This is a genomic window from Spirosoma fluviale, from assembly GCF_900230225.1.
In the GTDB taxonomy this organism is placed as follows: Bacteria; Bacteroidota; Bacteroidia; order Cytophagales; family Spirosomataceae; genus Spirosoma; species Spirosoma fluviale.
In genome coordinates this window covers 2,011,973-2,026,008 of record NZ_OCNH01000001.1, presented here as the reverse complement: position 1 = coordinate 2,026,008, position 14,036 = coordinate 2,011,973, and the positions used below count along the sequence as shown (strand labels likewise).

Sequence of the window (14,036 nt, the reverse complement as noted above, 5' to 3'; positions counted from 1 at the left end):
AAAAAGTAACAATGACTTACGCATTTTTGTTCTCTGGCTTCGGCAGCAAAACTTTACGCGACAAACGGTACTTTCCGGTCTTTTTATCCACGTCAATCAACTTTACCGTCACCTCTTCACCGACCTGCAGGACACCGTCCATGGTTTCCAGACGCTCCCACTTAATCTCGGAAATGTGCAAAAGACCATCTTTACCCGGCATGAATTCGACGAAAGCACCAAAAGGCTGGATCGTCTTCACTTTGCCGACATACGTTTCACCTACTTCGGGAACCGCAACGATACCTTTCACGCGGGAAACGGCTTTATCCATGCTTTCTTTGCTGGTAGCAAAAATGCTGACCCAACCCGCATTGTCATGCTCGTCGATGTTCACAACGGCACCGGAATCTTTCTGGATATCCTGAACAACTTTACCGCCGGGTCCGATAACGGCACCAATCTGGTTGGTATCGATTTTGATAACCATAGCACGGGGTGCATGTGGTTTCAGGTCAGAGCGAACATCAGACAGGCCTTTCTTCATCTCTCCGAGGATATGCAGACGGCCTAAACGCGCCTGCTCCAGGGCCTGAGCCAGCACTTCATACGACAGACCATCCACTTTCAGGTCCATCTGGCAAGCCACGATCCCTTTTTCGGTTCCCGTAACTTTGAAGTCCATATCGCCCAGGTGATCTTCATCGCCCAGGATGTCGGATAGAACGGCGTATTTGTCACCATCCGAAATAAGGCCCATGGCAATACCGGCAACGGGAGCCTTGATCTTGATCCCGGCATCCATCAGAGCCAGTGTACCAGCGCAAACGGTTGCCATAGACGACGAGCCGTTCGATTCGAGGATGTCGGATACGATCCGGATGGTGTATGGATTCTCTTCGGCAGGCGGCAGCACTTTCTTCAACGAACGGTGCGCCAGGTTTCCGTGACCAATTTCACGACGGCCAGCTCCCCGGTTAGGCTTCACTTCGCCGGTCGAGAAACCGGGAAAATTATAATGTAACAGGAATTTACTGTACCCCTGGTACATCGTCTGATCCACGATCTGCTCATCCGTTTTGGTACCGAGCGTTACGGTTGTCAGCGACTGGGTTTCACCGCGGGTGAACAACGCCGATCCGTGTGGACCGGGCAGATACCCAACTTCAGCCGAGATTTGACGAATCTGATCCAGCTTCCGGCCATCCAAACGGGTCCGCTCGTCGAGTACTAACCGACGGGAGGCTTCCCATTCGAGGTCGTGGAAGTAGGTTTTTATCAGACCAACGTTAACCTCTGCTCCTTCCGGGAATGAAGCTAAATACTCGTCACGAACGGCTTTGAAGCCTTCCGAACGGCCTTTCTTACTTGGGTTCTGCAACTGGGCTACCGCATAGATTTTGTCGTAGGTAGCCACGCGTACAGCGGCCCGGAGGTCTTCGTCGTGCGTTTCGTGGTTATATTCCCGCTTGACGGTCTTACCCACTTTAGCTTCGAGTTCTTTCTGCGCCTGGCATTGTACTTTGATGGCGTCGTGAGCTACTTTAATAGCTTCCACAACTTCGGCTTCTGAACATTCGTCCATTTCGCCTTCCACCATGCAAATATCTTTTTCGGTAGCTGCTACGATGAGGTCGATGGTTGCGCGCTCCAGCTCAGAGGTCTTCGGGTTAATCTTGTACTGGCCGTCGATTTTAGCAACGCGTACTTCAGAGATAGGCCCGTTAAACGGAATATTGGATACCGCCAGCGCCGACGAAGCAGCCAAAGCAGCCAGCGCATCGGGCTGCACTTCAGGGTCCGCAGAGATCAACGTGATCATTACCTGCGTGTCAGCGTGGTAGTTATCGGGGAAGATAGGCCGCAGAGCACGGTCTACTAAACGGCTAATCAGGATTTCGTGATCACCCAACCGACCTTCGCGCCGTTGGAAGCTACCCGGAATCCGGCCAGCCGATGCGAATTTCTCCTGGTAATCAACGGATAGAGGAAGAAAGTCAACGCCCTCTTTGGCGTCTTTACTTGATACGACGGTGGCCAACAGCATGGTGTCGCCTAACCGTACAACCACCGCGCCGTCGGCCTGTCGGGCCAGTTTGCCGGTTTCGATGGTAATTTCCCGCCCGTCGGGCAGCGCAACGGATTGCGTGGTGATTTCAAACATACAACAGATTTTGAATACGTCTTCTTACAGCTTTAAACCGCGCCGGTTCGAAAACCGGTTTACTCGTTGTGTCCAGCAAGGGTTTGCACCACGTCTAGTCCAAGTAGAAACAACAAAAATGAGGGAATCTACTGTGTGGTAGATTCCCTTTTTTGGGGTGACCCAATTACTTCCGGAGTCCCAGCGCAGCCAGGATGGCCCGGTACCGCGTGATATCCTTTTTAAGTAAGTAGTTCAGCAGGCGACGACGCTTACCAACTAATTTCAACAGACCCAGTTGTGTGCCGTAATCGTGCTTGTGAACTTTCAGGTGCTCAGTTAAATGACTGATCCGGTAAGTGAACAGCGCGATCTGGGATTCGGCCGACCCGGTGTCCGTTGCACTTTTGGCATGGCCCGAGGTGGAGAAGATCTCCTGCTTTTTTTCGGTCGTTAGATACATCTTCAGACAGCTAATTTGATTAATAAAATGAATTCGGGTGCAAAGATAGCAAAAAGTGTCGATAAATATAGTAAATGGCAAGTTTCGACTGATAGGTGCCGGAGCACCACTCCTCACTCCTCACTCCTCACTAACGTATTCCGTTTGTCGAATCGCTTTTTGAGCCGCTCCCAGGCAATGATGTACACATCTTTATCGAATAGGCGGGAATCGTGCCGGGCACGCTGCATTAACAACAGGCCAAACGGAAACAGGACGATGTTCGCCAGCCAGGCACCAATGGGCACCCAGAGCAGACCGTCTTTAGCATACTTATCGCCCGCGATGGTCAATATATACAGGAAAATGAAGAAGACGATGGCAATGAGCACTGGTAAACCAAAACCACCTTTCTTGATAATGGCCCCCATCGACGCGCCAATCAAAAACATAACGAAGACAGAAATGGCCTGCGTAAATTTATGGTGACTTTCTAACTGGTAGCGCCAGACGTTTTTTTCTTTTTCGGTGAGGTAGGTAACGTTCGAGGTAGAGTACGACAAAATATTCTGAGCCTGATTCAGGGCGATTTGCGCCAGTTCATGCTGGGGTATTTTGTAAGCAGCCAGCAGTGAGTCGACCCACTTCCCATCCTTTAGCACTTTCTGCTTCAGGATAACGTCGGATTTAAACTGATAGTTATAATATTGCCGGGAGTTTCCGGCCACGCTCAGGCTGGTATTGGTGTAATCTTTCCGCAACGAATCAGTCAGGGCCGAGAGTTGCTTCAGGTCTTTCATGTATTCGTGGTATTCGAACTGATTTTCATCGGTTCGTTTAATCCCGAATGACTCCAGACTAATTACGAGTTTATAATCCTTAAACCCATTCCGCATAAACTGGGCACCCTGTGGTGTTGGCCCGCTACTGGCGTAACTGATGCTGTTATCGGAATATTCCTGGTAATCGTTGCCGTTAAAAAGCTGAAAAACAAGGTAAGTTCGGTCTTTGTCCGTATACATACGACCGGAGTCGGCCAGGATTATTTCGCGGTTACCCGACTCCAGTCCACTGGTGGGGTGCTTATAAATAACCAGCCCTTTGAGAAGATCGCCGGTCGTACTTCCTTTTTCGGCTTTTAGTTTACGGTCAACTTTAATGCTGTAGCCTGGCAGGTCATTGTAAAAAATGCCTTCCTTCAGGTTTAAGGTAGCTTTGGCAGTTTTAATATCGTAGAGTAGGCTGTATCCCTTAAGGTTGGCCCAGGGGGCGACCGAGTTGTTGAACCAGAACGAAAACGCGCTGATGCCAACGGCCACGATCAGCAGCGGACGCATGGCGCGGGTAAGAGAAATACCGGCGCTTTTGAGGGCGGTGAGTTCAAAGAATTCGCCCAGATTACCAAACGTCATTAATGAAGACAACAGTACGGCCAGCGGCAGAGCCGTTGGGATTGTCAACAGGGAAAAATAGAAGAGCAGACGGCCAAACGTAGCCAGGTCGAGGTCTTTGGAAACGAACTCGTCGATATAAAACATCAGGAGTCGCATCAGGAAGATAAAGATGACGACGCCCAGGGTTAAAAAAAACGGCCCCCAAAAAGAGCCTAGTACTAGTTTATCTATTTTCTTCATGCTGCTGTACCGAACGAACGGCCCCGACGATTCAGGATACTGGCTACCTATGTATACGTACGGGAACACCTTTGCGGTTCCATCATCAGCCTTCCTTAACTTTTTTTAACTGCCAACGATCTCTTTGAGCTTATCCATTAGCCCGTCCCAGAGGTCCTGAAGCTCTTCCGGATCGGTCGTATTTGAATAGTCGGTTACCCGCAGAAAGGTGGATTGCGTCAATTCGCTCTGGTCGACCCGAAAATCTACGTAGTTATTATCACTGCCATCTTCATCGGTATCGAGGAACTCAAATCGCACCCCTTTGTTCTGCCGCATGGAAACCTGCCGCGCTATGTGGCTTTCGTTGTCCCACTGAAAATCAAACCGCTGCTCCGGCATGGTATTTACCTTGCTGGCAAACCATTGCGATAGACCGGAAGCCGTGCTGATATAGGGGAACAGCATTTTGGGAGATGCCCGAAGTTCGTATTCAGTAATAAACTTAAATTTCTCCATAATGTATATGCTTAGGAAAAAAGGGTACTTGGCAAAGGTAAACGATTTTTTTTGCGAAAGTCAACGGCTTTATTTGCGCGGAGCCGAATTTTCCTTACTTTTGTGAAACGAAACGGCGGGGTAGCTCAGATGGTTAGAGCGTAGGATTCATAACCCTAAGGTCGGCAGTTCGATCCTGCTCCCCGCTACCACGAAAAAAGACCTGATTCTATACGAATCAGGTCTTTTTTTTGCATTCCGCTTCAGGTTATTGAATCGCAATCGTAAAGTCCGTATCCAAATCAGACGTGCCGGGTGTGGCGGTTCCGTTCTTGGTGTCGGGCTGATGGCGTAAGACTAGTTTCAGTTTGCCGGAACTGGCTGCACCGGTCTTCATTTCAGTGGCAAGGCCAATGGGGTACGGCCCCGGTGCCGGATTGGTGTCTCGATCAGTCAGGGTAACGGTCAGGCTTAGCCCTGTGCTGGGGGTATAGACAAACAGGTGCTCATTTGCTTTCTCCCGGATCTCCGCCGTCGCATCGAGCGCGGGGGTTTTCGTTTTATCCAGCAGTGTCACGACACCCGTGTAGGTGGTGTTGGCTTTCAAATTCAGGGTTGCCTTGCTGAAGTCGGCGGTGGTGTTGAGGTTGTCAATCGTTGCGGTGACGATTTCGGTGGGCACCGCTTTGTTGGTGAGCGTGAGTGTGACGGTCGTAATAGCCTCGTTATCGTCTGTTGGGGCTACGTTCGCTTCGTCATTTTTGCAGGCTCCGGCAAGGAGAGTAAGGAAAGCGATAAACATGAATGGCTTCCGGGTGTACATCATGGTAGTTGAGATTTATTGGAATACAGGTTGTTGATAAGCAATTGAATTGGGTTACGTCCTTTTGGGAAACGCCAGCGGCAGTTTTACTTTGAGCAGGATATTACGACCGGGCTCGTCGGCGAAATACCGGAAGCGGTTCAGGTAATCGCGGTAGGCCACATTGGCAAGGTTGGTACCACTCAGGATAACACTGAGTGGCTGCTTTCCCAGTTGAGTCTGAAAACCAACCTCAGCCCCCAACAGAAAATAGGCAGGGGGTGGCGGGGCGAAATCGCCGGTAAAGATGACCGCCCCGTTTTCCTGCCGGGTGGTAACGGATGGGGCTCTGTTTTGCCGGGCCACGTACAATCCGGTTACCGACACATAGGGCTTGGCCAGTTTTCCCCACCGGGACCAGTCATATCGTAAACTATTGTCGGAGCGGTTGGGCGGAATAAAAACCAGGTAATCGCGATCCGTTTTGTTGTAGGCGAATAAGAGCGAATTTTTCGTCGTAAAGGCCAACTGTTCCGTAAACTTGTACGTCAGGGAAGCATCGACACCCCGAAACGTAGCCCGCACCTGATCGTACGTGTAGGAGGGGAAAGCGCCCCGCTGCCGGACAACGGGTACCGAATCGGGCTTGAGGTAGATGTAATTATCGATCCGATTAGAATATACACCAATCTCGCCACTTAGCCGTTTGCCGACATAGGCTAGCACCAGATTACTGTTCAACGCCTGTTCAGGCCGTAAGTTGGGGTTCCCCCGCTCGTAGGCAACGGCACTCTGATGCAGTCCGTTGGAATATAAATCAGCGACATTGGGAGCCCGCCAGGCAGTGCTCAGGTTTCCGGTCAGGGTTAGCTCGGGCCGAAGCTGGTACGCTATGCCCAGCGACCCGTTGGCGTTTTGCCAGTTGTGGGTTGTGTAATAGGTCTTCCTGGTAACTTCATCGAGGAAGTAGGCCCGTAACCATCGGTAGTCATAGCGTAACCCGCCCTCCAGCGTCAGGCGACCCACCGCGTAGCGCTCTATGGCAAATAACCCGGCTCCGTAATTTCGGAAATTAGGGATCAGGAACAGGTACTGCCGCACGTTGCCCTGCGTGATTCCGTTAAACCCCACACTTCCCGACCATTGACCCACCTGACCACCCGATTGGGTCCTGATCGGTGCATGCTCCCAGACCAGATCGGCGGTATGGGTAACTAATTTCAGGTACAGTTCGGGCGTCGTTATCCCGCTAAACGACACGTAATCATACTCCCGGCGGGTATTTTGCTGCCGGGCAACCGTTGCGGTTAGGGTGCCTCCTTTTGGCAAATGCAGATGCGCACGCCCTTTGAACAAATCATGCTGAACCGCCTGATACGGTCGGTCCAGCGAATAGGAAAAGTCCGGCTTCACCAGCGGCTCCGGCCGACTGATGGCCGTGTACAGATCGGCCAGACTACCCACCTGAGCACCCGTAAACAGCCCTACTTTCGTATCGAACTGACTGTAAAACAACTCGATACCGAAGTTTTTGTGATCGTAATGCAGATCGCCGGAAAAGTTGTTTTCGTGGTAGCTGGTATTTTCCAGGTAATAGTTCGGCGTTTTGACGTAGCCTGACCGTTTCAGGGTTCCCTGCAATCGCCAGCTCAATCCGGTAAGTTTCCGATCGAAGGCCCCTTCTACCATACCCGAAACGACGCCCATTCGCCCGTTCGTCGCGCCAACCAGATTCACCTCGGCCCGAATACCCGGCTGCGTGGGCATGGCGCTGGGTTCTACCAATATAACGCCCCCAATAGCGTCGGACCCGTAGCGAATGCTGGCTGCTCCTTTGATCACCGTTAGCCGGGACGCCAGAAACTGATCGACCTGTGGGGCGTGTTCAGTCCCCCATTGCTGGTCTTCCTGCCGGATGCCGTTATTCAGAATAATGATTCGATTGCTATACAGTCCGTGAATGACCGGTTTCGAGATACTGGGGCCGGTTTGAATGGAGTACAATCCGGTAAGTGCCTTCAAGCTCTCGCCCAGTGATTGCCCCCTCGTCTGGTCGAGAGCCGCCCCCGACAAACTCACCTGCGTTTGTAGCAGTTGCTGAGCTTCGGACCGGTGTTCGGTCACGACAACCTCCTGTAAGGTTTTATTGTCAGGGACCAGTGAAACCGTATTCAGGATAACCAGTGGTTCCTGCTTTATAACGATTGACTGTGTGATGGTTTTATAACCAATAAACTGGTAGTCGATCGTGTACGTACCCGAACAAAGCTGACCGAGTTGAAAATAACCCGCTGAATCAGAAACGGCACCCGTTTTTAACTCCCGAACGTAAAGGGTTGCCCCAACGAGCGGCTGGCGGTTGTCCTGCCCCAGAATTTGTCCTTTTAGCACGCTCGTGCAGGTAATAGTCTGCGCCCAACTCCACGAATATACCGCTACCGATAAGACTACCACTAAACCAATTCTCGTTATACCACCCATCTGTCCGCTTGTGCGCATCATGTAGAATACACAGCTTCATTTATGCAACAACGTTGCAATATTAGAAAAAACAGATGACAGTACCTAATGAGCTTGTTTTTACACGATGAAAATTGACGTTGAAGTGGTACGGGACAGCATCCTGCTATCCCGTACCACTTCAACGTCAATGCAGCACGTCGAACACCAACTCCCGAAGAATATCGCTTTCATTCATGGTTGGTGAGTCGATGCCTTTACTGCGGGCGTCGGCCCGGCGGATGGCACTGATAATGGCGGCCACTTTGGGAAGGGGGAATGTGCGGGCGGCCGAGAGGTAATCTTTAACGAAAAACGGGTTGACACCCAACAGCGGAGCCAGGCCTTTATCGGTCTGATCTTTTGACGCCTGTACCAGAATCACTTTGCTGAAATACCCGAATAACTGCGCCAGAATAACCACTAATGGATTGTCTTTGGGATTACGGCCGAAATAATCGACGATTTGATTGGCCTTTAGCACGTCGCGTTGGACGAGGGCTTTCTGGAGTTCAAAGACGTTGTACTCTTTACTGATACCCACCAGCCGCTCCACGGTGGCTGCGGATATTTCTTCCCCGACATGGAGGTTTATCAGGATTTTATCGATTTCACCCGCCAGCCGTTTAAGGTCATTTCCGATGTGGTCGGCCAGAAGCTGGCAGGCTTTCGGGCTAACTTTGGCACCCTGCTCCCGGCAGTACTCCCCTACCCAATCCGGGATTTTGTTGTCGTACAGTTTTTTGACGCCCAGCAGTTTACCCTTCGCGCCGAAGGCTTTTACCCAGGCTTTCCGCTCGTCGAGGCCCGGCTTCCCGTCTTCCTTTACGTAGCACAGCATCAGGATCGTGCTTGGAAGGGGGTTCAGGGCGTAATCTTCAAACAGGGTCTGGGTCGACTTGTCGTTGATGCCGTTCAGTTGCTGGGCTTCTTTAACGAGCACCAACTGGCGTTCCGCCATGAACGGATACCGCCGGGCGTAGTTCAGTACAGCGCCGGCATCGGTCTCTTTTCCGAAGAGAACAAATTGATTGAACCCACGCTCGGCAACGGGCACGGCCACTTTTTCCAGTTCTTCGGCAATACGATCGAGGTAATAGGGCTCGTCCCCATGAATCAGGTAAACAGGGGCAATCCGCTTATTTCGGATGTCTTTTAACAGGGCGTCAACAGCAGGGATCAAAATGCGTATTCGGTTTACGGGACTTGGTAATCGGTATTACGGACAAAATTAACGATCTCCGGTCACTTCCGCCGAATTAAAACGCCCGGATGTGCACCGGTCGTTTTTTGTCCCTGATACACAAGCTGCCCGGCCACCCAAACAGATTCGATGCCGCTCGACAGCGCTTTGTTGCTGCCGATACGGGCATTGTCCTGCACGCTATCCGGATTCAATAGTACCAGGTCGGCAAAATAGCCGGGGGCAATCAATCCTCTATCGACCAGGCCGAGGTGTTCGGCTGTGAGGCTGGTCATTTTCTGGATGGCCGTTTCGAGGGGTATGATTTTCTGGTCGCGCACATAACGCCCCAATACGCGGGTAAACGCACCATACCCGCGCGGGTGCCCGTCATTTGCCCCATCGGAACAGATGTTTGTGTGCGGCCAGGCCAGAAAATTAGCGACATCGGGTTCATCCATCGACTTTCCCATAATGGCTTCTATACCGTCGGCGTCGGGGTTGTTTTTTGCGTAGTTCGACGCTTCGCCAATCAGGGCCATCAGCGTTTGAGCCGGTTTTTCACGACGCAGAGCCGCTACTTCGCCAACCGTTTTTTCGGCATAAACCGGATTTGGCGCAAAGCGAACCAATACCGACTGCATTGGATCGAAGAGCTGGGTAACGGCAAATTCAGCGCTGGTCGCGTTGGTGTAATCCCGCTTCGGGAAGAGCACCCGCAGCGTCGAGTTCCAGTAATCGTACGGATAACAGTCGGCAGTGATGTTTATCCCCTCGGCGCGGGCGCGTTCGAGTTGGGCCAGAATGCGGGCCGACTGCCCCCATTTGTCCCGAAGCGCGATTTTAAGGTGAGAAATCTGTACAGGCATTTTCGTCAATCGCCCGATCTGAATGATTTCATCCACGGCATCGTCCAGTGAAATATCCTCACTTCGGATGTGGCTCATGTACCGTCCACCCGAATCGGCCGCAACCTGTGCCAGTTGGATCACCTCGTCGCGGCTGGAAAAAAAGGCGGATTCGTACTCCAGTCCGGTCGATAACCCCAGCGACCCTTTGGCCAGTTCAGTTCGCAAAATAGCTTTCATCCGGGTAACTTCGTCGGGTTTTGCCGTTCGGTACAGCCCATTGACCCCCATTACCTGCTGCCGTAGCGTAGCCTGTCCCGTATAGCTCGCTATATTGACCGCTACGGGTTGCCGCGTCAACTGAGCCTGTAGAGTATCCATCGCCCAGCTTCCACCATCCTGCCCCGACACCAGAGTTGTTATCCCCTGACTCACCAGGGCGGGTGCATCGGGCTGGCGACTCAGACCCGACACATGGTGGCTGTGGCTATCGATAAATCCTGGTGCCAGCACCAGGCCCTGTCCGTCGGTAACGGGCTCGTTCGGGAAAGGCGTCAGGTTACCCATTTCCCAGATTCGGTCGTTCCGAAGCCGAACAGCCGATTTCCGGGCTGGAGTGCCTGTGCCATCCACAAGCCGAACGTTCGTGATGAGTTTCGTTTGGGGCAACGTCAGGGGTTTACCTTCCAGAATGTCGCGGGCCACCCGCCGGGCTGTTCCCTCGCTACTGTTGCTAAGCACAATCAGCGTTTGTTTTTTATCGACGTACCGGACGATTACGTTCAGAAAGCCAACCCAGCTACCGGTATGCGCCAGTATGCTCCCGCCGTCTTCAATAAACCAGCCGAAGCCATACGGATAGGTGCGGTTACCGGTCAATTCCACTGGCTTGAATGCCTCCTGCATCGTCTGTTTCCTAACCAGCTTTTCCGTTGCCAGCGCCTGTTCCCATGTCAGCAAATCGTCTGCAGACGAATAGATATTCCCATCGCCAATGACACCATCCAGCCGAATAAGGTCATTCATGACGTTTTTGCCATTCTCCCGCCCAAATCCATACACCCGGTTGTGGGGTCTGGTCTGGCTGTTAAGATAATAGGCGTACGTATTTTTCAGCTTAAGGGGTTTTACAATCTGCTGATCCAGGAACTGCTCCACGGGCATACCCGCCAGGGTGCTAATGATTGATCCCAGCAACACATAACCGGTATTGGAGTATGCCCACTGCGTACCGGGCCTGAACAACAGCGGTGGTTTATGCTGACGCAGCAACTGCATCATCCCCCCGTTTGTGAGCGTATCGAGCGGCCCGGAATACCGTTGCATCAGGCCATCGTACTCCGAAAGGCCGGATGTATGGGTCAGCAGATGCCGAACGGTAATGGTGTCGTAGGGAAAATCGGGTAGATAGGTCCGAACGGTTTCGTCATAGCGGAGCTTTCCCCGTTCCTGCAACTGCATGATCATCAGGGCAACGAATTGCTTCGAGATCGACGCCAGATTGAAAGCTGAACTCGTTGACAAGGGTTCATGGGTGGCGATGCTGGCCGTGCCAAATGCTTTCCGGTAGCGGACCGTCCCTTTTTCGGCAACCAGAACGACCCCATTGAACAACGCCCGTTCGTGAAGGTACGTCAGGGTGGAATCGAGCGTTTTCAGGCGACCGGGCAACAGCCGGTCGGTAGGTTGCGCCTGAAGGGATAAAGCAGCTAAGTACAAAAGGAAACCAAGTGGTGTAAGGCAGCGGGCAATGAGCGGCATATCAGGTGAAGTTTAAGCAGAATGTGGGCACAGGATAAGAATATTATTTCAATTTTCAGGAAATTGTCCCCTATCGTTTGGCAATCAAATCAATTTCAAGAATAAAAATCTACTTTTAACCGGCAAATGATCCTACCCTTACATGACTAATAAAGCTATACTGCTTACTGATGGCCTTTTCACGACGACCGATGCCAAAACGGCTCACGGCCTTATCCGGGGCACCGAGCGGTACACCGTTGCCGGTGTAGTCGACGCCCCAACAGCCGGACAGGATGCGGGAGCTATACTCGACGGCACCAACCGCAACATACCCATTTTTTCTTCGGTTACCGAAGCACTTACCCATCTGCCTGCCGTTTCCTACGCCATCGTTGCGGTGGCGACCAACGGGGGTGTTTTGCCGGAAAACATGCTGGCCGACATCAAACTTTGCCTTCAACAGGGCCTTTCCATCGTTAACGGACTCCACGAATTTCTAAACGATAAGCCTGAACTGGTGGCGCTGGCCCAGCAGTCGGGAGCTCAATTAATCGATGTCCGGCGACCAAAGCCCCGGCACGAGCTGCATTTCTGGACAGGCGAGATCAATCAGGTAACGGCCCCTATTATAGCCATTATGGGCACGGACTGTGCCCTGGGGAAACGCACCACCACCCGCCTGATCCGGGAAGCCTGCGAGCGACAACAGATCAATGCCCAGATGATTTATACCGGGCAAACCGGCTGGCTACAGGGCGTCCGGTACGGGTTCATCTTCGACTCGACCCTCAACGATTTCGTGTCGGGCGAGCTGGAACACGCGCTGGTGTCATGCTGGCGGGAAACGGGGGCCGATGTACTACTTATTGAGGGGCAGGCTTCACTGCGTAATCCCAGCGGCCCCTGCGGCTCGGAATTTCTGGTTTCGGGCAATGCGCGGCATGTAGTTCTGGTTCACGCGCCCAAACGTACGTATTACGACCATCTACCGGCCTGGGGAGAAATACCGTCGGTCGAGTCAGAAATTGCCCTGATCGGGTGTTACGGGTCGACGGTCATTGCCCTCGCCCTGAACACGGAAGGATGCTCCAGGGAGGATGCCTTCGCCTTTCAGGAGGAATATGCCGGGCGGCTGGGTATTCCGGTACTGTTGCCGCTGGAAGAAGGCGTAGAACCCATTTTACCCATCATTCATGCCCTAACGTCCATGGCCCATGCGCATTAACGCCATCCGCACTTATCGCCGGGACCTGGCCCTGACCAAACCGTATACCATTGCCTATCAGACAACGTCGGCGGTAGAAAACGTTTTTGTTGAACTGGAACTGGAAAATGGGCTGGTTGGCCTGGGCGCGGCCAACCCCGACCCGGACGTGGTTGGCGAAACGCCGGAACAAACGCATCTTAATTTGCAAAGTGACTGGATGACGAGTCTGATTGGCCGGGATATCCGCTCTCTGCACGAACTGATCGACGATGCCCGGGCTCAGTTTCCGCAGGCACCCGGCACCCTGGCTGCGCTGGACATTGCCATTCATGACGCTTTTGCTCAATACTTAGGGATTCCTGTTGTGCAGTTTTACGGCCGAACCATCCGCACCCTGCCCACGTCCGTGACCATCGGCATCATGAACACCGCCGACACCCTGACCGAAGCGGCTGCTTATGTACAGCAGGGCTTCCGGGTGCTTAAGGTGAAGACGGGCGTGCAGGTTGACGAAGACATCGAGCGAATTGTAAAACTCCGCGAAACCTTTGGCCAATCACTAATCATTCGCGTCGATGCCAATCAGGGCTATTCCTTAGCGGAATTAACGCGATTTCTGATACATACGAAATCCCTGAATATCGAACTGATTGAGCAGCCACTGCCGGTTGGTCAGGAACATGAACTTCTTGGCTTGCCGGATGATGCCCGTTGCCTGCTGGCGGCCGATGAATCCTTAAAAGATCCGGAAGCAGCCATTAAACTCTCCCAGCAGCCCCAGCCTTTTGGTATCTTCAACATCAAATTGATGAAGTGTGGCGGTATCCGATCGGCTATTCAAATCGCAAACATTGCCCGACCGGTCGATATTGCCCTGTTCTGGGGATGTAACGACGAAAGCCGCATCAGTATAACGGCCGCCCTGCATGCGGCCTTCGCCTGTCCAAACACCCGATACCTCGACCTCGACGGGAGTTTCGACCTGGCAGAAGACGTCGTTTCGGGCGGCTTCACCGTCGAAGATGGCTACATGCGCCCCACCGGTGGCCCCGGTCTAGGCCTACTACGATTGTAGTAAT

Annotated in this window: 10 protein-coding genes and 1 tRNA gene; 3 read left to right on the top strand and 8 right to left on the bottom strand. The window is 52.5% G+C overall.

The features are described 5' to 3' along the window. Window positions 1-16: 16 nt before the first annotated feature. From CRO74_RS08515 to CRO74_RS08500, 4 genes are all read right to left on the bottom strand, one after another. On the bottom strand, window positions 17-2,143 hold the full coding sequence (locus CRO74_RS08515; protein ID WP_097125534.1) for a polyribonucleotide nucleotidyltransferase: 2,127 nt from the start codon (window positions 2,141-2,143) through the stop codon (window positions 17-19). Window positions 2,144-2,309: 166 nt separating this feature from the next. Then, a complete protein-coding gene (gene rpsO / locus CRO74_RS08510; RefSeq protein ID WP_012926579.1) occupies window positions 2,310-2,585 on the bottom strand; it encodes a 30S ribosomal protein S15 in 276 nt (91 codons plus the stop codon). Between the two features lie 113 nt (window positions 2,586-2,698). Beyond that, the gene (locus tag CRO74_RS08505) at window positions 2,699-4,198 is read right to left on the bottom strand and encodes an LptF/LptG family permease (RefSeq protein WP_097125533.1); all 1,500 of its coding nucleotides are present in this window, start codon (window positions 4,196-4,198) and stop codon (window positions 2,699-2,701) included. Between the two features lie 105 nt (window positions 4,199-4,303). Continuing rightward, window positions 4,304-4,696, bottom strand: coding sequence for an START-like domain-containing protein (locus tag CRO74_RS08500; RefSeq protein WP_097125532.1), 393 nt, complete (start codon window positions 4,694-4,696; stop codon window positions 4,304-4,306). A gap of 114 nt (window positions 4,697-4,810) precedes the next feature. On the opposite strand from CRO74_RS08500, the gene CRO74_RS08495 reads away from it, so the two are divergent. Beyond that, window positions 4,811-4,887: transfer RNA gene (locus CRO74_RS08495), tRNA-Met, on the top strand. A 56-nt stretch (window positions 4,888-4,943) separates the two neighbouring features. On the opposite strand, the gene CRO74_RS08490 is transcribed toward CRO74_RS08495, so the two are convergent. From CRO74_RS08490 to CRO74_RS08475, 4 genes are all read right to left on the bottom strand, one after another. After that, window positions 4,944-5,501: a hypothetical protein gene (locus tag CRO74_RS08490; RefSeq protein ID WP_097125531.1), complete on the bottom strand. Its 558-nt coding sequence runs from the start codon at window positions 5,499-5,501 to the stop codon at window positions 4,944-4,946. Window positions 5,502-5,552: 51 nt separating this feature from the next. After that, window positions 5,553-7,979 carry a TonB-dependent receptor gene (locus tag CRO74_RS08485; RefSeq protein WP_245877785.1) on the bottom strand — a complete coding sequence of 809 codons (2,427 nt, stop codon included), beginning with the start codon at window positions 7,977-7,979 and terminating at the stop codon, window positions 5,553-5,555. 145 nt (window positions 7,980-8,124) lie between these two features. Further along, window positions 8,125-9,159 carry a DNA polymerase III subunit delta gene (gene holA / locus CRO74_RS08480; protein ID WP_097125529.1) on the bottom strand — a complete coding sequence of 345 codons (1,035 nt, stop codon included), beginning with the start codon at window positions 9,157-9,159 and terminating at the stop codon, window positions 8,125-8,127. A 62-nt stretch (window positions 9,160-9,221) separates the two neighbouring features. Next, window positions 9,222-11,768: a serine hydrolase gene (locus tag CRO74_RS08475; RefSeq protein WP_097125528.1), complete on the bottom strand. Its 2,547-nt coding sequence runs from the start codon at window positions 11,766-11,768 to the stop codon at window positions 9,222-9,224. Between the two features lie 142 nt (window positions 11,769-11,910). Between CRO74_RS08475 and CRO74_RS08470 the strand changes: the two genes are divergently transcribed. Continuing rightward, window positions 11,911-12,975: an N-acetyltransferase DgcN family protein gene (locus tag CRO74_RS08470; protein WP_097125527.1), complete on the top strand. Its 1,065-nt coding sequence runs from the start codon at window positions 11,911-11,913 to the stop codon at window positions 12,973-12,975. Further along, a complete protein-coding gene (locus CRO74_RS08465; protein ID WP_097125526.1) occupies window positions 12,965-14,032 on the top strand; it encodes a mandelate racemase/muconate lactonizing enzyme family protein in 1,068 nt (355 codons plus the stop codon). Before CRO74_RS08470 ends, CRO74_RS08465 begins: the two co-directional genes overlap by 11 nt. Window positions 14,033-14,036 lie beyond the last annotated feature (4 nt).